Below are 16,636 nucleotides of genomic sequence, written 5' to 3'. Positions count from 1 at the left end.
CTGGTGATCAAGCGGGCCAGCCGAAGTGGTTCAGCGGCCCGCGCCCCGCGCCCAGCTCCCAACCCCGCGCGCCGGTCAGCGCACGGAGCACGTACTCCTTGGCGGCCCCCACGGCGGCCGGCACCGGGTCGCCGAGACCGAGCCGCACCGCGATCGCCGCCGAGAACGAGCACCCGGTGCCGTGGGTGTGCCGGGTGGTCACCCGGGGTGCGCGCAACACTGTGGTGACGCCGCCGCCGTGCAGCACGTCGACCGCCTCGCCCCCGTCCAGGTCACCGCCGGTGACCACCACGTACTCCGGGCCGCCGGCCACCAGGGCCTCGGCGGCCGCGACCATCGCGGCCACGTCGTCCACCGGACGTCCGGTGATCGCCGCGGCCTCCGCGCAGTTCGGGGTCGCCACAGTGGCGTACGGCAGCAGCCGCTCCACCGCGCCCACCACGCCGAGCCGGTGACCGCTCGTGGCGACCAGCACCGGGTCGACGACGAGGTGGGGCAGCCGGTCGTCCCGGGCGGCCTCGGCCACCACGTCCGCGATCGCCGGGGTGCCGAGCATCCCCGTCTTCACGGCACAGACTGTGAAATCGGTGAGCACGCTGTCCAACTGTTCGGCGACGGTGCGCGGGGGCAGCGGCAGCACCGCGTCGACACCCCGGGTGTTCTGCGCGGTGACCGCCGTGAGGACGCTGGTGCCGTACGCGCCCAGCGCGGCGAAGACCTTGAGATCGGCCTGGATGCCGGCGCCGCCGCCGGAGTCCGAGCCGGCGATGGTGAGCAGTGTTGGCGGGGTCATTTGCCCTCTTTGGTTGCGGTTTCGGGCTGCGGCCGACAGTGCCCACTCCGGGCGGTCAGGCTTGATCCCTGCGTGGGCACTGTCGGCCGCAGCCCCGACGTGGGGATCTGGGTGACCCCGCGCCGGGTTTGGCTCAGCTTGGGGGTGACCGCCTTGGCATAGGCGCTGGTCAGGATGGCGGCTGTTTCGGCGGGGTCTTTGGCTCGCATCAGTGCGCCCAGCACTGCTACTCCGACGGCTCCCGCCTCGACGCAGGCGGTCACCTGTTCTGGTGTCTCGACTCCGCCGAGGGCGAGCAGGGGCACCGGGCTGGCGCGGACCAGGCTGCCCAGCCCCGCAACATCCAGGGGTGGGCCGTAACCCGGTTTTGTCTTCGTGGGCCAGACCGGGGAGATGGTGGCGTAGTGCTCGGTGGTCAGGCGGTCCAGCTCGGGTTGGTGGTGGCAGGAGCGGCCGACCAGGCCGTGTTTCGGGGGCGGGTACGGGCCGGCGGCGGGCAGGTGCACGGCGTCGCCGCCGAGCGGGTCGGGGCCGGCCACGACGAGGGTTCCGCCGACGTCGGCGAGGATCGCGCGCAGGTCGGCGGCGAGAGCGGCGCGTTCGGCGCGGGGCAGATCCTTCTCCCGCAGCACCACCCAGCGCACTCCCCCGGCCACGGCTCCCGCCAGGACCCGGTCGAGCCCCTCCCGCGCGACGCGCCGATCGGTCAACACGACAACCCCGGACGGCGGTGTCACAGCTCGGGTCTTCCCTCGTCGGGGGTGGAGGCGAGCGCGTGGAAGCGGCGCTCGATCCGGCCGGCCTGGGCCGCCAGTCGGCCCGCCTCGACGGCGTACCGCATCGCGGTGGCCATTGCCACCGGGTCGGCCGCCCGGGTGACAGCGCTGGCCAGCAGCACCCCGTCACAGCCCAGCTCCATTGCCAGCGCCGCGTCGGACGCGGTGCCGATGCCGGCGTCGAGGATCACCGGCACGTCCACACCCTGCCGGATGAGTCGAATGTGGTGCGGGTTGCCGATGCCGAGCCCCGAGCCGATCGGGGAGCCGGCCGGCATCACCGCGGCGCAGCCCACGTCGGCGAGGCGGCGGGCGAGCACCGGGTCGTCGCTGGTGTACGGCAGCACTGTGAAACCGTCGGCGACCAACTCCTCGGCGGCGCGGAGCAGCTCCACCCCGTCGGGCAGGAGCGTCCGCTCGTCGCCGATCACCTCCAGCTTGACCCAGTCGGTGTCGAACGCGTCCCGGGCCAACCGGGCCACCTTCACCGCCTCGGTCGCGGTGTGGCAGCCGGCGGTGTTCGGCAGCAGGCGTACGCCGCACCGGTCCAGCAGCTCCAGCAGCCCACCCGTGGAGCCCGGTGCCGTGCCCACCCGGCGCAGCGCCACTGTGACCAGCTCGGTGCCGGACGCCCGGATCGCCTGCTCCAGGACGTACAGGTTCGCGGCACCGCCGGTGCCGAGGATCAGCCGTGAGGTGAAGGTCTCCCCACCCAGCTCGAACGGCACGCCGCTCACCCGCCCTGCGCCGCGGTGAGCACCTCGACCCGGTCACCGTCGCGCAGTGGCCGGGCCGGCCAGCCGGTCCGGGGCACCACCTCGCCGTTGACCGCGACCGCCACCCCACGTGGGTGCGCCACGATGTCGCGGACCAGATCCGCCACTGACGCGCCGGCGGCGACGCTGCGCCCGGCCCCGTTCACTGTCAACTCCACAGGTCCCCCTCCACACTCGGTTCAGGTCGGCAGGACGCGGCCACCGTGGCACCGCCGAAGAAGCGGTCGGCCCGGAAGGGCGCGAGCATCGGGTCGGGTACGCCGCCCAGGACCAGGTCGGCGATCAGGTCAGCGGTGATCGGGGTGAGCACGATGCCGTGCCGGTGGTGCCCGGTGGCGACCAGGACGTCCGGTCGGTCGGGCAGCGGCCCGAGGATCGGCGCGTTGTCCGGGGTGCCCGGGCGTAGCCCGGCGACCGCCTCGACCAGGTCGTACTCGGCCAGCTCGGGCAGCAGGTCGACCCCGGCGCGCAGCAGCCGTTGCACAGCACCGGCGGTGACAGTGGTGTCCGAGCGCTCCTCGACCGTCGCGCCGAGCACCACCTCGCCGTCGGCGCGGGGCACCAGGTAGACGTGCTCGCCGTCGGCGTACCCCCGGATCACGTGCCGGAAGCCCGGCGCGACGCCGTCGGGCGCGCGGAGCCGGAGGATCTGACCCTTCACCGGCCGCACGGGCAGGCCGGTGAGCGCTGTGGCCCCGCAGCCGGCGGCGACAACGGTGACCGTCGCGTCCACATCGGACAGTTCCCGGACCTGCTGCGGCACGAGCACCGCGCCGGCCCGCTGCGCGGCCGTGCGCAGCGCCGGCACCAGCAGCCGGGGGTCGACCTGATGGTCGGTGGGCGCGAGCGCGCCACCGCGCACCCGTGGGGCGAGCGCCGGTTCACTGTCGCGCAGCTCGCTGGGGCGCAGCGGCGTCACGGGCAGGCCCAACCCCTGCTGGTACGCCCACAGCCGGCGCGCCTCGGCCAGGTCGTCGCCGGTGAGCCCGACCATCAGGGTGCCCTCGGTCCGATAGCCGATCTCGACCCCGGTCGTCTCGGTCAACTCGGCGGCGAACCCCGGCCAGCGGGCAGCGGATGCCAAGAGCAACCCGGTCAGCTGCCGCTCACCGAAGTACGCCTCGGCGACCGGGGAGAGCATGCCGGCGGCCACCGCCGACGCCCCCGAACCGGGCACCGGGTCGTGCACCACCACCCGCAGCCCGCGAGCGGCGCAACGCCAGGCGATGGCCAGCCCGATCGGCCCCGCCCCCACCACTGCCACGTCCGGCCGGACCCGGTCGCTCGACGGCGGTGACGGGGACCGGCCGGTCAGCACGTCAGGGCCTCGATCAGCTCGGCGGTTGCCCGTGCCGGGTCGGCGGCGGAGGAAACGGCGCCGACCACCGCCACCCCGTACGCCCCGGCGGCCCGCAGGGCCGGCACCCGGGCCGCGGTCACTCCGCCGATCGCGATGACCGGAACGTCGACGGCGTCGACGACGGCGCGTACTCCGGCGGGCCCGATGGGGTCCGGCAGGCCGGTCTTGGTGCTGGTGGCGTGACACGGACCGACGCCCAGGTAACTGGCGCCCGCCGCGACGGCCTCGGCCGCCGGGCCCGGTGCGCGAGCGGTGGCGCCCAGCACACCGGTGGGGCCGAGCACCCGGCGGGCGGCGGCGACCGGCAGGTCGTCGGCGCCGACGTGCCCACCTGCCGCGCCGAACGCCAGCGCCACGTGCAACCGGTCGTTGACCAGGCAGGTCGCCCGGTACGGCGCGCAGAGCGCCAACACCCGCCCGGTCAGCTCGTACGCCTCGCGGTCGGTGGCGGAATCCTCGACCCGCACCTGCACCACCAGGTCGGCATGGGCCACGGTGAGGGCGGCGCGGACCACGGCGAGTGGGTCGCGACCGGGTCGGGTGTCGGTGATGAGATGCAATCGCCCCAGGGACGGCACGGCAACGCTCCTCCCTGCGCCGGCATTATCCGGATCAGGTTCGACGGTCGGGGGCTGTCAGCCCCCCTCTCAGCCCGGTACACCGGGCTCCCGTGGGTTACTTGCGTGTCACCGTACGACAGATCCGTCGGCCTGCCAAGGCGCGGGGTCGGCGGTGGCCGGCCGGGCCGGCGCGTCAAAAACGAGTGAGATCCAATGGGGCACTTCATACGGTCCTGTTCGGAATGTCGCCCCCCGTTGCAGAACCGTTACCCGTCCGCATCTTGCCCGACATCGAGCCAGCCGAATTAATTTGTTCAGCGATTCGACAAAATGTCGGTGGGGGCACCTTGGCACGGTGTGACCACCGGCTCCATCAGGGACGGCCTTCGGCGAGCCGACTCCCGCGAGCTCTGTCACTACGACACAGGAGGCGGCGTGTCCCGTTCTCGTCGTGCCCGCGTACCAATCACCGCAACCCTGATCTCCCTGGCCATGGCCTCGACCACCCTGTTCGGCGCGCCCGCGCAGGCGGCCGCCCAGGTTCCCCCACGGGATGCGAAAGCCGCAGCCCCGGTCAGCCAGGTGGTGCCGAAGGCGCCAAAGGCCGCGGCCGATCCCTTCTCCGTCCTGATCTTCTCCAAGACCGCCGGCTTCCGGCACGACTCGATCCCCACCGGCATCGCCGCCATCCAGCAGCTCGGCGCCGCCAACGGATTCACAGTGGACAACTCCGAGGACGGCGCAGCATTCAACGACGCCAACCTGGCGAAGTACAAGGCGGTGATCTGGCTCTCCACCACCGGTGACGTGCTCAACGCCGACCAGCAGGCGGCGTTCGAGCGCTACGTGAAGGCCGGCGGCGGCTACGTCGGCATCCACGCCGCGTCGGACACCGAGTACAGCTGGGCCTGGTACGGCGACCTGGTCGGCGCGTACTTCGCCAACCACCCGCAGAACCAGACGGCCACCGTCAAGGTGGAGGACCACGCCCACCCGTCCACGGCCGGGTTGCCGGACCGGTGGTCCCGGTTCGACGAGTGGTACAACTACCAGAGCAACCCCCGGCCGGACGTGCACGTGCTGGCCAGCCTGGACGAGAAGAGCTACACCCCCGGCGCCGGTGCGATGGGTGCGGACCACCCGGTCGCCTGGTGTCAGGACTACGACGGTGGCCGCTCCTGGTACACCGGTTTGGGGCACACCCGGGAGTCGTACGCCGAGCCCGAGTTCCTGTCCCACCTGCTCGGCGGCATCCGCACCGCGGCCGGCGTCGAGAACGCCGACTGCGGCGCCTCGAAGACCTCGAACTTCGAGAAGGTCACGCTGGACAGCAACACCAGCAACCCGATGGAGCTGGACATCGCCCCCGACGGGCGGGTCTTCTACATCGAGCGTGACGGTCGCGTGCAGATCGTGAAGCCGGACACCGGCAACACCGTCACCGCCGTCGACCTGGACGTCTTCACCGGCAACGAGGACGGCCTCATCGGCATCCGGCTCGACCCGGACTTCGCCACTAACAACTGGGTGTACCTGTACTACGCCCCGAACGACGGGGTCACCCGCAACCTGCTGTCCCGCTTCACGGTCACCGGCGACACCATCAGCCTGGCCAGCGAGAAGCAGGTGCTCCGGGTCGACACCCAGCGCAACACCTGCTGCCACGCCGGCGGCAGCATGACCTTCGACGGCGACGGCAACCTCTACCTGGCCACCGGTGACAACACCAACCCGTTCGAGTCGAACTCGTACTCGCCGCTCGACGAGCGGGCGGGCCGCCAGGACTACGACGCGCAGCGCACCTCCGCGAACACCAACGACCTGCGCGGCAAGGTGATCCGGATCCACCCGGAGGACGACGGCACGTACACGGTCCCGACGGGCAACCTCTTCCCGGCGGGCACCGAGAAGACCCGTCCCGAGATCTACGCGATGGGCTTCCGCAACCCGTTCCGGATCGGCACCGACCCGAAGACCAACACGCTGTACGTCGGCGACTACGGGCCGGACGCCAACACCGACAACCCGAACCGTGGCCCCCGCGGTCTGGTCGAGTGGAACATCGTCACCCCGGGCAACTACGGCTGGCCGTACTGCACGGGCACGAACGAGGCGTACAACGACTACACGTTCCCGTCCGGTCCGAGCGGCCCGAAGTTCGACTGCGCCGCACCGGTCAACAACTCGCCGAACAACACCGGCCTGACCAACCTCCCGCCGGTGGTCCCGGCGACCGTCGACTACGGGTACGCCGGTGACGCGCGCTACCCGGAGATCGGCGGCGGCGGCGCCCCGATGGGTGGCCCGGTCTACCGTTACGACGCCGACCTGAACTCGAACCGCAAGTGGCCGGCGTACTACGACGGCAAGGCTCTGCTCGGCGAGTGGAACCAGAACAAGATGTACACCATGCAGGTGACCCCCGACGGCAAGTCGTTGGTGGACATCAACCAGTTGCTCACCGGCATGAGCATGATCCGGCCGATGGACTTCGAGTTCGGCCCGGACGGCGCGCTGTACCTGATCGAGTGGGGCAGCGGCTTCGGTGGCAACAACGACAACTCCGGCGTCTACCGGATCGACTACACCGCCGGTGACCGTGCGCCCATCGCGGCGGCGTCCGCCAACCCGACCTCGGGTCCGGCGCCGTTGGCCGTCACGTTCTCCAGCGCCGGCTCCCGGGACCCGGACGGTGGCACGCTCACCTACGCCTGGACGTTCGGCGACGGGCAGACCTCGACCGAGGCCAACCCGACCCACACGTACGCCACGGCGGGCAACTACACCGCCCAGCTCACCGTCACCAACCCCAAGGGTCGTACCGCGGTGGCCAACGTGCCGGTGACGGTCGGCAACACCGCGCCGACGGTCACCATCGAGTTCCCGCCGGACGGTGGCTTCTTCAACTGGGGTGACCAGGTCCGGTACACCATCAAGGTGACCGACCCCGAGGACGGGGAGATTGACTGCGCCCGGGTCGGGCTGCAGGTGCTGCTCGGTCACGACGAGCACGCCCACCCGCTGGAGCAGCACACCGGCTGCACCGGCACCGTCCAGACGTCGCTCGCCTCCGGGCACGGCGCCGAGGCGAACGTCTTCGCGGTCTTCGAGGCCACCTACACCGACGAGGGTGGTGCCGGGGGCTCCGGTGCCCTGACCGGCCGGCAGATCGAGGTCCTGCAGCCGAAGCAGAAGCAGGCCGAGTACTTCACCGCCACCGGGCGCGCCCCGGTGAGCACCGGCGGTGGAGACCCCGGCGTGCAGCGCGAGGCCGGCGCCGACACCGCCGGTGGCGGTCAGAGCATCGCCTTCATCGAGGACGGTGACTGGTGGTCGGTCGCCCCGGCGAACCTGACCAACATCACCGAGATCCGGTTCCGGGCCGCCTCCGCCGCCGCTGGCGGTCGGATCGAGGTGCGCGCCGGTGCTGTCGACGGACCGGTGGTCGCCACGGCCGTCGTACCGTCGACCGGGGCGTGGCAGACGTACACGGACGTGAGCGCGCCGGTCACCGGTGCCGCGAGCGGCTCGCTGTACTTCCTGGCGCGCGATCCGAACGGCGGAAGTGGTTCGCTGTTCAACGTCAACTGGATGGACTTCGTCGGCCGCGGTGTCACCGAGAACGGGCCGCCGGTGGTCAGCGCCACGGCCACCCCGGGCACCGGCACCGCACCGGTCACCGTCGCCTTCGACGGCACGGCCACCGACGCCGAGGGCGACACCCCGTTGACGTACGCCTGGGACTTCGGTGACGGAGGCACGGCGACCACCCTGGACGCCAGCCACACCTACACCACCGCGGGCACCTTCACGGCCACCCTCACGGTGACCGACAGCAAGGGCGCCAAGTCGTACGCCACGGTGCCGGTGCGGGTCGACGCTCCGGACACGTCCTGCTTCGGGGCGCGTTCGGACGACTTCAACGGCAACAGCCTCGACAAGGCCCGCTGGACCAGCGTGATCCGGGAGAACCAGCTCTACTCGCTCAGTGGCGGCGCGCTCCGGCTGCCCACTGGCGTTGGTGACCTCTACGGCGCTCGCAACGACGCCACGAACCTGGTGCTCCAGGCGGCCCCGACCGGCGCGTGGGAGATGACCACCAAGGTCACCCTGCCGGTGACGGCCAACTACCAGCAGGCAGGTCTGCTGGTGTACGGCGACGACGACAACTACGCCAAGGTGGACCTGCTGTACAACGGCAGCCGTCGGGTGGAGTTCATCCGGGAGACGGCTGCCACTCCTCGCAACGAGGCCGCCGACGCCACCAACGCACCTGCCGGTGACACCGTGTACCTGCGGATCACCAGCGACGGGACGAACCTGACCGCGTCCGCCTCGGGCGACGGTCAGACGTTCACCCCGGTCGGCCGTTCGGCCGCGCTCGAGGGCATCACCAACCCGCGGATCGGGGTCTTCGCGCTCAACGGTGGCACCGAAGCCCCCGTTGTCGACGCCGCGTTCGACTCGTTCCAGGTCACGCCGGACGCTCCGGCCGGCCCGGTCGACCCGTCGGACGAGTTCACCGGCAGCACGCTCGACAAGTGCCGGTGGGACGCAATCACGCGGGAGGACCCGAGCGGTTACCGGGTCACCGATGGCGCGTTGCGGATCGACGTGCCCAACGGTGACATCTACGGCACCGACAACACCGGGCCGAAGAACTTCATCCTCCAGACCGCGCCGTCCGGCGACTGGACCCTGGAGACGAAGGTCGACGGCAGCCTGCTGAACGAGCAGTACCAGCAGGCGGGTCTGCTCGTGCAGGCGGACGACGACAACTACCTGAAGCTCGACTTCATCGCGGACAACCAGGCCGGCCAGGCGGTGACGCGGCGGATCGAGTTCCGCAGCGAGATCGCCGGGGTGGTCCAGAACCCGCAGCCCGAGGCGGGCAACCTGACCTCGGCGGTGTGGCACCTGCGGCTGGCCCGCACGGGCGACACGTTCACCGCGTCGTACTCGGCCGACGGGACGACCTGGACCGCGTTGGAGGCGCTGACCAACAGCGCGGTGGGTGCCACCCCGAAGGTCGGGTTGTTCACCCTCGGCGCCAACCAGACGGCGTCGAAGACCGCCTCGTTCGACTACTTCCGGCTCAGCACGGAGGTGGCCGACGAGACGGCACCGGTGACCACTGCGGCGGTTTCCGGCACCCCGACCGACGGGTGGCACACCGGGCCGGTGACGATCACGCTCACCGGTGCCGACGAGGCCGGCGGTAGCGGGCTCGCCGGTACGGAGTACCAGCTGGACGGAGCCACCACCTGGACGGCGTACACCGCTCCGGTGGCGGTCAGCGGGGACGGCGAGCACGAGCTCCGGTTCCGCTCGACGGACAAGGCCGGCAACGTGGAGGCGACCAAGACCGTCTCGGTCAAGATCGACGCCACCGCGCCGGTGACCTCGGCGACGTTCGCTCCGGCGAACGACGCCGGTTGGCACAACGGGACCATCCCGGTCGTGCTGGCCGCCACCGACGCCGGTTCCGGCGTCAAGACGGTGGAGTGGTCGCTCGACGGTGGTGCGTGGGCGCCGTACTCGACGCCGATCGAGGTGACCGGCGACGGGCAGCACGAGCTGCTGTTCCGCTCGGCGGACAAGGCGGGCAACGTCGAGACGCTGAAGTCGGCGGTGCTGCGCATCGACGGCACCAAGCCGACGCTGCTGGTGTCCGGGCTGGCCGACGGCCAGCTCTACGGCGACAGCCAGGACGTCCGGGTGGCCTGGCAGGCCGTTGACCCGAGCTCGGGCATCGCGAGCGTGGTCGGTCAGCTCGACGGCCAGGCGTACACCAGTGGCACCCTGCAGGCCATGTACGACCTGTCGCTCGGCCTGCACGAGCTGACCGTGACCGCGACCGACAAGGCGGGCAACAAGACCACCTCGACGGTCCGGTTCTTCGTCACCACCTCGTTCCGGGACATGCAGAGTCTGCTGGACCGGTTCAAGGCGACGGGGCGGCTCTCGACCAAGGCGCACAAGCAGCTGTCGAACAAGCTCGACGCTGTCCGTGCGTCCGAGGCGGCCGGCGACGACAAGGCGGCTGTCCGGCAGCTGACCGCGTTCCGGACGCTCGCCTCCGACACCGCGCTGGTGGGCGAGGCGGAGGTCCGGGACGTCCTGATCCGGGACGCCGATGCCATGATCGTTCGTCTCGGCGGCGCGGCCAGCAAGGCCGGGGTCAAGGCGAACGACGGTGACTCGGTCAAGGGCACCGGACGGCTTGGTGGCGATGCCACCCGGCTGGCACCCGGTCGCCAGCTCTGATCCGACGAGGCCCCTCCCCGGCGCTGCGGCGTCGGGGAGGGGCCTCCCTCATCGGGAGGAACGGAGATGTCCGTGACCGGTATCCGCAAGGCGTTGGCCGCCGTGTTCGTCGGGCTGGCCCTGACCCTGTCCGCCGCCCCGGCGGCGCATGGCGCCCAGGCCGCTCCGGCGGCGCAGGCCGACAAGCTCAAACTCACTGTGGCCGGCGACGGGGCTCAGGGCGTCACCATCCAGGCCACCTACGCCGATGGCCGCCGGCTGGAGCAGGTGGTGCGGCTGGTCCTCACCGCCACCGGTCCGGACGGGCAGCGGGTCGGGCCGGTGCAGCTCGAACCGCAGCCCGAGGGGCAGGGTTTCTACAGCAGCGGCCCGGTGCTCTCCACCGGCACGTGGAAGGTGTCGGTGAACTCCCCCGCTCCCCTGGCGGGCAAGGCCACCGCCACGGTGCAGGCTAAGACGGCGCAGTCGCCGCCGGCGCCCGCGCCGGTCGCGGTGACCACGCCGACGGATGACGTCGGCAGCGCCGCCTGGTGGCCGCTCGCGGCGGCCGGTCTCGTGCTCGTCGCCGTCGCGATGGGGGTGGCCATGCTGTTCGGCCGCCGACGCACCACCTGACCGAAGCAGCAGTGCATGACAGGGCCGGGCCGCGACGAGCGGCCCGGCCCTGTCATCGTCGCGGCTTCCGTGAAGTCGGGGCTTCCGCAGACCGCAGATGCCCCGATTTCACGGAACGCGGGTGGATCAGCGACAGCGCGCGCCGTCAGAGGATGGCGCGCAGCGCCGCCAGATCGTCGTCGCTGGGCTCCCAGACGCCGGCGGCGGCGTTGGCACGCACCTGCTCGGGCGTGGTGGCACCGGCGATCACCGAGGTCACCGCCGGCTGGGCGGCCAGTCCGCCGATCGCCACCTGGAGCATCGTCAGACCCCGCTCGGCCGCGTACGCCTCGATCGCCTCGATGGTGTCCCAGTCGGCCGCGGCGAGCCGCTCCGCGTACCGGCCACCACCGGAGAGCCGGCTGCCGGCCGGCGGCTGACCCTCCCGCTTGTACTTGCCGGTGAGCAGGCCGTTGGCGAGCGGGAAGAACGGCAGCATGCCGAGACCGAACCGCTCACACGCCGGGATCACTTCGGCCTCCACGGACCGCTCCACCAGGCTGTAGTGGTTCTGCGCGCTGATGAAGCGGGACCGGCCGTTGGACGAGGCGACCCAGTCCGCGTCGGCGATCTGCCAGCCGGCGAAGTTGGAGTTGCCCAGGTAGCGCACCTTGCCGTCACGGACCAGGTCGTCCAGGGCGGCGAGGGTCTCGTCGATCGGGGTGCCCGGGTCAGGCTCGTGCATCTGGTACAGGTCGATGTGGTCGGTGCCGAGCCGGCGCAGCGACGCCTCCACCGCGCGGGCGATGTAGCGCCGCGCACCCCGCGCGCCGTAGTCCGGTCCGTTGAGACCGTTCATGTCCATGCCGAACTTGGTAGCCACCACCACGTCGTCCCGGCGGCCCTTGAGCGCCTGCCCGAGCAGTTCCTCGGATCCGCCCTGCGGCTCGCCGTAGATGTCGGCGGTGTCGAACAGGGTGATCCCGGCGTCCAGTGCCGCGTCCACCACCGCCCGGGTGCCGTCGAGGTCCAACTTGCGGCCGAAGTTGTTGCAGCCGATGCCGACCACGGACACCACGAGCCCGGAGTCGCCCAGCCGGCGATAGGTCATGTCAGTCACGCGATCCACCCTATGCCGGCTCGGTGCGGGCCACCTCGGCGGCGGCTCAGCCGACCACCTCGGTGACCAGCTCACGGGCGGCGTTGATGGTCGCGGCCAGCTCGGCCGGACTGCGGCCGACGCCACCGAGCAGTGCCTGCGCCCGCTGCGCGAAACGCGGAGGCGCCCCCGGCAGCCGGCCCGCTGCGGCGATCATCCCCTTCTCGTTGATCAACCAGTGGCCAGCCCGGGCGTGCAGCACCTGGGCGAGCACTCCGACCGCCCGGAACAGGCAGCCGGCGACGTACCCGCTGTCCCCGCCTGCGGCGGCCTTGGCCGCGCCGGCCAACAGAAACCCGGCCTCCCAGCCGCCGGCCACGAGCGCGTCGGCCAACGCGGGCGGATAGTCCCGGGCCTGCTCCTTCAGCGCGGTCAGCTGGCCGGTCGGGTCCGCCAGCACCTGGCCCAACGCCACCTCGCCGACGTAGGCGGACGAGTAGAACCCGAGCGGGTGCCCGGCCTGCACCCCGACCTCGTACCGGCCGGCCCGGCAGTCCGCCCAGGCGCTGTGCACCCGGTCGAGGTCCCGGTAGATCCAGTCCACGGCGACCCCGCCGATCCGCAGCCAACCACCCCCGTCCACCCACTGCCCCCAACCACCGGGGGCGGTGAGCGCGACGGCGGTGTCGGCGACCGTCGCGGCCACCGCACGCAGCGCCGGCAGGTCCAGCTCACCCCGGTAGTACAGGCCCAGGTCCCAGTCGGAGTCCGGGCGCTGCTCGCCGCGCGCCCGGCTGCCGCCGAGCGCCACGGCGACCACCCCCTCGACGGCGCACAGGCGGTCGGGCAGGTCGGTGGGGATCACCCGACATCCCAGACCGGTTCCGGGGTCTCCACCACCTCGTTGTCGCCTCGGAACAGCACGAACCTGTCGAAGGAGCGGGTGAACCAACGGTCGTGGGTGACAGCGATCACCGTCCCCTCGAAGGCGTTCAGGCCCGTTTCGAGAGCTTCCGCACTGGCCAGGTCGAGGTTGTCGGTGGGCTCGTCGAGCAGCAGCAGGGTCGCCCCGGACAGCTCCAACAGCAGCACCAGGAACCGGGCCTGCTGCCCGCCGGAGAGCGTCCCGAAGCGCTGGTCGCCCTGCGCGGCCAGCTCGTAGCGACTGAGCACACCCATCGCCGCGTGCCGGTCCATCCCGGTGCGGTGCTCGTCGCCCCGCCAGAGGATCTCGACGAGCGTCTTCGACATCAGCTCCGGCCGGTCGTGAGTCTGGGAGAAGTGCCCGGGGCGGACCCGGGCACCGAGGCGGGCCGACCCCTCGTGCATCACCGGAGCGAGCGCGCCCGCGCCGTCGACCGGGCCGTTCGCCGGGTCCGGGTCGGTGCCGCCGCGGGCCAGCAGCCGCAGGAAGTGCGACTTGCCGGTGCCGTTGGCACCGAGCACCGCCACCCGGTCGCCGTACCAGATCTCCAGGTCGAAGGGGAATGTCAGGCCGTCGAGCTCCAACTGCTCGCAGACGACCGCGCGCTTGCCGGTCCGCCCGCCGCTGAGCCGCATCCGGATGTCCTGGTCCTTCGGCGGTACGGGCGGCGGCCCGGCCTCCTCGAACTTGCGCAACCGGGTCTGCGCGGCCTGGTAGCGCGAGGCCAACCCGTCGTTGTACGCGGCCTTCTGCTTGTACATCAGCATCAGCTCGCGCAGCTTCTGGTGCTCCTCGTCCCAGCGCCGGCGCAGCTCGTCGAGGCGGGCGTGCCGAGCCACCCGAGCCTCGTACCAGCTGGCGAAGCCGCCCGGGTGCACCCAGGCACTGCCACCCTCGACGGCGACCACCCGGTCGGCGCTCTGGGCCAGCAGCTCGCGGTCGTGCGAGACGTAGAGCACCGACTTCGTCGACTCGCGCAGTCGCGCCTCCAGCCAGCGCTTGCCGGGCACGTCGAGGAAGTTGTCCGGTTCGTCGAGCAGCAGCACCTCGTCCGGGCCGCGCAGCAGCAACTCCAGGGCGAAGCGCTTCTGCTGGCCGCCGGAGAGGGTCCGCACCGCACGGTCCCGTACGGCGTCCCACGGCTTACCGAGCACGATGGTCGCGACGGTGTCGAAGAGCACCTCGGCGTCGTACCCGCCGGCCTCGCCCCAGGCGCCGAGCGCATCGGCGTACGCCAGCTGGGCCTTGCCCGCGGCGTTGCTGAACTTGCCGTGGGCCTCGGTCGCCCGCATGGTCGCCTCGGTCTCGCCGAGCCGCCGGCCGGCGTCGCGAAGCGCCGGCGGGGCCAGCGACAACGCCAGGTCGGCGAGGGTCGACTCGTCGCCGATCATGCCGATGAACTGGCGCATCACACCCAGCCCGCCGGCCCGCGCGACGACGCCGCTGCGCACCGGCAGGTCGCCGGCGACCATCCTCAGCAGCGTCGTCTTTCCCGCGCCGTTCGGCCCGACCAGGGCGACCTTGCTGCCCTCCCCGACCCGGAACGACACGTCGGCGAAGAGTTCCCGACCGTCGGGCAGGATGTGCCCGACCGCTGCCACGTCCACGTATCCCACGCCGGGATCCTGCCCCAGTGAGGGTCGGAGGGTACATCCAATTACCGGGTGACGCGCAGCACCCGGAAGCCTTTCTGGCTGGCGTACCGCTCGACCTGCCAGCTCTGCTCGGTGAGCCAGCGTTGCAGCGAGTCGCCGCCGAGGTGTCGGGCGACGACCAACCAGCCGACGCCGTCCGGGGCGAGTCGGGGCAGCCAGCGCAGCAACAGGTCGTGCAGGCCTTCCTTGCCGATCCGGATGGGCGGATTCGACCAGATCTGGGCGAAGCGGACGCCGTCCGGAACGTCGTCCGGCGCGCTGACCCGGACCCGGTCGGCGGCACCGACCCGAGCCGCGTTGGCTGCGGTCAGTTCGCGGGCCCGGGCGTTGACGTCGACGGCCCAGATGGTGCTGCTGGGCGCGAGGTCGGCCAGCACGCAGCTGATCGGCCCGAACCCGCAGCCGAGGTCGAGCAGGTCACCGGTGGTGTCGTCGGCGGGCAGCTCGGCCTTGCGCAGCAGCACCGCGGTGCCCGGGTCGAGCCGGCTGGCGGAGAACACCCCGCCGGCCGAGGTGAGCCGGTAGTCGCGGTCGGCGACGGTGAACTCGACCTCGCGCGCCGGGGCGTCGCTGGTGGGCTGAGCGGTGAAGTAGTGGTCGCCGGTCACCCGACAATTCTCGCACCGGTCCGGGGCGGACCTGACACGGCCCACACGTACATTTCCCCGAAATTACCACCTAAAGGGACAATGGCTCCTACTCTGGGCGACATGGTGTATCGGTACCAGTCCGATGAGGACGCTTTCGAGGAGTACCCGGAGCCCGGGTCCGACCTGTCGGTGCTCGGCGCCGGTCCGCCCCCGCCGGCCGGGCCCTCTCCGTCACGCTTCCCCACGCCGTCGCTGCCCCGCCCGAACCAGCTCTCGCTGCCCTCGTCGCAGCCGGCACCGGCTCGTGCCGAGGTGCCGCAGCTCGGGCCGGCCGCCCACGCCGATGCGCCGCAGACAGTGCCGACACGCGCCGACATCCCACCCGCACCGCCGCGCAGCCAGATCTACACCTCGGCGACGGCGGCGGAGCCGCCCTCCCGGCGCGGCGGCGGTCGACTGTGGCAGGCGCTGATCGGCGGCGCGGCCGTCCTGGTGCTGCTCGCCCTCTGCGGCCTCGGCGCCGCCGCGCTGCTCATCGACCGCGGCGAGCAGCCGCAGAGCAACCCGACGAACCAGCCGAACGCCGCCCCCACGTCGCCGCCGGCGGAACGGCTGGCCCTCGACTCCCGGGACACCGACCAGGCTCCGCTCACCGCCAAGGAACTCTTCCCCGGCAAGGAGCTGAAGCTCACCGACGGCCAGCCGAGCTACCAGGTGCTCAAGACACAGTCCAGCGGCAGTTGCGCCGTCGCCGCCACCGACGAGGTCGCCGACCTGCTGGTCCGGCTCGGCTGCAACCAGATCGTCCGGGCCACCCTGAGTACGCCCGACGACAGCCACCTGGTCACCGCCGGCCTGTTCAACCTCACCGACAAGGTCAGCGCGGAACGAGCCCGAGACCGGCTCCGGCAACTTCTCGACGAGCGGCAGGGCCGTTTCCGTGGCCTGATCGCGAACGACGGCGACGGCACCGATGTCCTGGCCAACGCCCCGGCACGCGTCGGCTGGCAGGTCCGAGGCCACTACCTGGCGTACGCGCTGGTGGTCCGCAAGGACGGCACAGCGGTCAAGGCGGGAGACGCCAAGGTCCGCGAGATCCTGTTCGACATGATCGAGTTGCACCTCAGCCGGGGCGTGCTGCAGAGCCGGGCCGACGGTGGCACCGCCTCGCAACCGACGGCGGCACCTACCGGCAGCAACGCCGACCAGGGCGATCTGCCCGGCGACTGACAGTGCGGACG

The 16,636-nt window shown here is 71.9% G+C and carries 13 protein-coding genes and 1 riboswitch; of the genes, 3 read left to right on the top strand and 10 right to left on the bottom strand.

The window, feature by feature from the left end; genetic code table 11:
* Positions 1-7: 7 nt before the first annotated feature.
* The 6 genes from thiD to thiE form a co-directional block, all read right to left on the bottom strand.
* Complete coding sequence (gene thiD / locus ACGF3C_RS08120) at positions 8-793, bottom strand: bifunctional hydroxymethylpyrimidine kinase/phosphomethylpyrimidine kinase (RefSeq protein ID WP_357222611.1); 786 nt, start codon at positions 791-793, stop codon at positions 8-10.
* Positions 790-1,530, bottom strand: a complete 741-nt coding sequence (locus ACGF3C_RS08115; RefSeq protein ID WP_357222608.1) for a thiamine phosphate synthase — start codon at positions 1,528-1,530, stop codon at positions 790-792. The genes thiD and ACGF3C_RS08115 overlap by 4 nt, the downstream gene beginning before the upstream one ends.
* Complete coding sequence (locus ACGF3C_RS08110; protein ID WP_355009620.1) at positions 1,527-2,306, bottom strand: thiazole synthase; 780 nt, start codon at positions 2,304-2,306, stop codon at positions 1,527-1,529. Before ACGF3C_RS08110 ends, ACGF3C_RS08115 begins: the two co-directional genes overlap by 4 nt.
* The gene (gene thiS, locus ACGF3C_RS08105; RefSeq protein WP_357222606.1) at positions 2,303-2,503 is read right to left on the bottom strand and encodes a sulfur carrier protein ThiS; all 201 of its coding nucleotides are present in this window, start codon (positions 2,501-2,503) and stop codon (positions 2,303-2,305) included. Before thiS ends, ACGF3C_RS08110 begins: the two co-directional genes overlap by 4 nt.
* The gene (thiO, locus tag ACGF3C_RS08100; RefSeq protein ID WP_393219916.1) at positions 2,494-3,663 is read right to left on the bottom strand and encodes a glycine oxidase ThiO; all 1,170 of its coding nucleotides are present in this window, start codon (positions 3,661-3,663) and stop codon (positions 2,494-2,496) included. Before thiO ends, thiS begins: the two co-directional genes overlap by 10 nt.
* Positions 3,657-4,283 (bottom strand): thiamine phosphate synthase, encoded by a 627-nt coding sequence (gene thiE, locus ACGF3C_RS08095; RefSeq protein WP_357222604.1) that lies wholly within the window; start codon positions 4,281-4,283, stop codon positions 3,657-3,659. Before thiE ends, thiO begins: the two co-directional genes overlap by 7 nt.
* A riboswitch (TPP riboswitch) is annotated at positions 4,278-4,387 on the bottom strand. (Overlaps the previous gene by 6 nt.)
* A gap of 313 nt (positions 4,388-4,700) precedes the next feature.
* On the opposite strand from thiE, the gene ACGF3C_RS08090 reads away from it, so the two are divergent.
* Both ACGF3C_RS08090 and ACGF3C_RS08085 read left to right on the top strand, forming a co-directional pair.
* Positions 4,701-10,532, top strand: a complete 5,832-nt coding sequence (locus ACGF3C_RS08090) for a ThuA domain-containing protein (protein WP_393219912.1) — start codon at positions 4,701-4,703, stop codon at positions 10,530-10,532.
* A 66-nt stretch (positions 10,533-10,598) separates the two neighbouring features.
* Positions 10,599-11,147: a hypothetical protein gene (locus ACGF3C_RS08085; RefSeq protein WP_393219909.1), complete on the top strand. Its 549-nt coding sequence runs from the start codon at positions 10,599-10,601 to the stop codon at positions 11,145-11,147.
* 145 nt (positions 11,148-11,292) lie between these two features.
* Here ACGF3C_RS08085 and ACGF3C_RS08080 read toward each other — a convergent pair whose 3' ends face one another.
* The 4 genes from ACGF3C_RS08080 to ACGF3C_RS08065 are packed head-to-tail and all read right to left on the bottom strand — an operon-like array spanning position 11,293 to position 15,413.
* The gene (locus ACGF3C_RS08080; RefSeq protein ID WP_357222598.1) at positions 11,293-12,255 is read right to left on the bottom strand and encodes an aldo/keto reductase; all 963 of its coding nucleotides are present in this window, start codon (positions 12,253-12,255) and stop codon (positions 11,293-11,295) included.
* Positions 12,256-12,292: 37 nt separating this feature from the next.
* The gene (locus ACGF3C_RS08075) at positions 12,293-13,090 is read right to left on the bottom strand and encodes a nucleotidyltransferase domain-containing protein (protein ID WP_357222596.1); all 798 of its coding nucleotides are present in this window, start codon (positions 13,088-13,090) and stop codon (positions 12,293-12,295) included.
* Positions 13,087-14,766: an ABC-F family ATP-binding cassette domain-containing protein gene (locus tag ACGF3C_RS08070; RefSeq protein WP_393219904.1), complete on the bottom strand. Its 1,680-nt coding sequence runs from the start codon at positions 14,764-14,766 to the stop codon at positions 13,087-13,089. Before ACGF3C_RS08070 ends, ACGF3C_RS08075 begins: the two co-directional genes overlap by 4 nt.
* Positions 14,767-14,807: 41 nt before the next feature.
* Positions 14,808-15,413, bottom strand: coding sequence for a methyltransferase (locus ACGF3C_RS08065; RefSeq protein ID WP_357222592.1), 606 nt, complete (start codon positions 15,411-15,413; stop codon positions 14,808-14,810).
* A gap of 102 nt (positions 15,414-15,515) precedes the next feature.
* Here ACGF3C_RS08065 and ACGF3C_RS08060 point away from each other — a divergent pair, with 102 nt between their 5' ends.
* A complete protein-coding gene (locus ACGF3C_RS08060; RefSeq protein WP_393219900.1) occupies positions 15,516-16,625 on the top strand; it encodes a hypothetical protein in 1,110 nt (369 codons plus the stop codon).
* Positions 16,626-16,636: the final 11 nt, after the last annotated feature.

The sequence above is a fragment of the Micromonospora sp. NPDC047762 genome (assembly GCF_043204655.1).
Classification (GTDB): domain Bacteria; phylum Actinomycetota; class Actinomycetes; order Mycobacteriales; family Micromonosporaceae; genus Micromonospora.
Note: the sequence above shows the minus strand (reverse complement) of the source record. Positions and strands in the feature narration are given on the sequence as shown.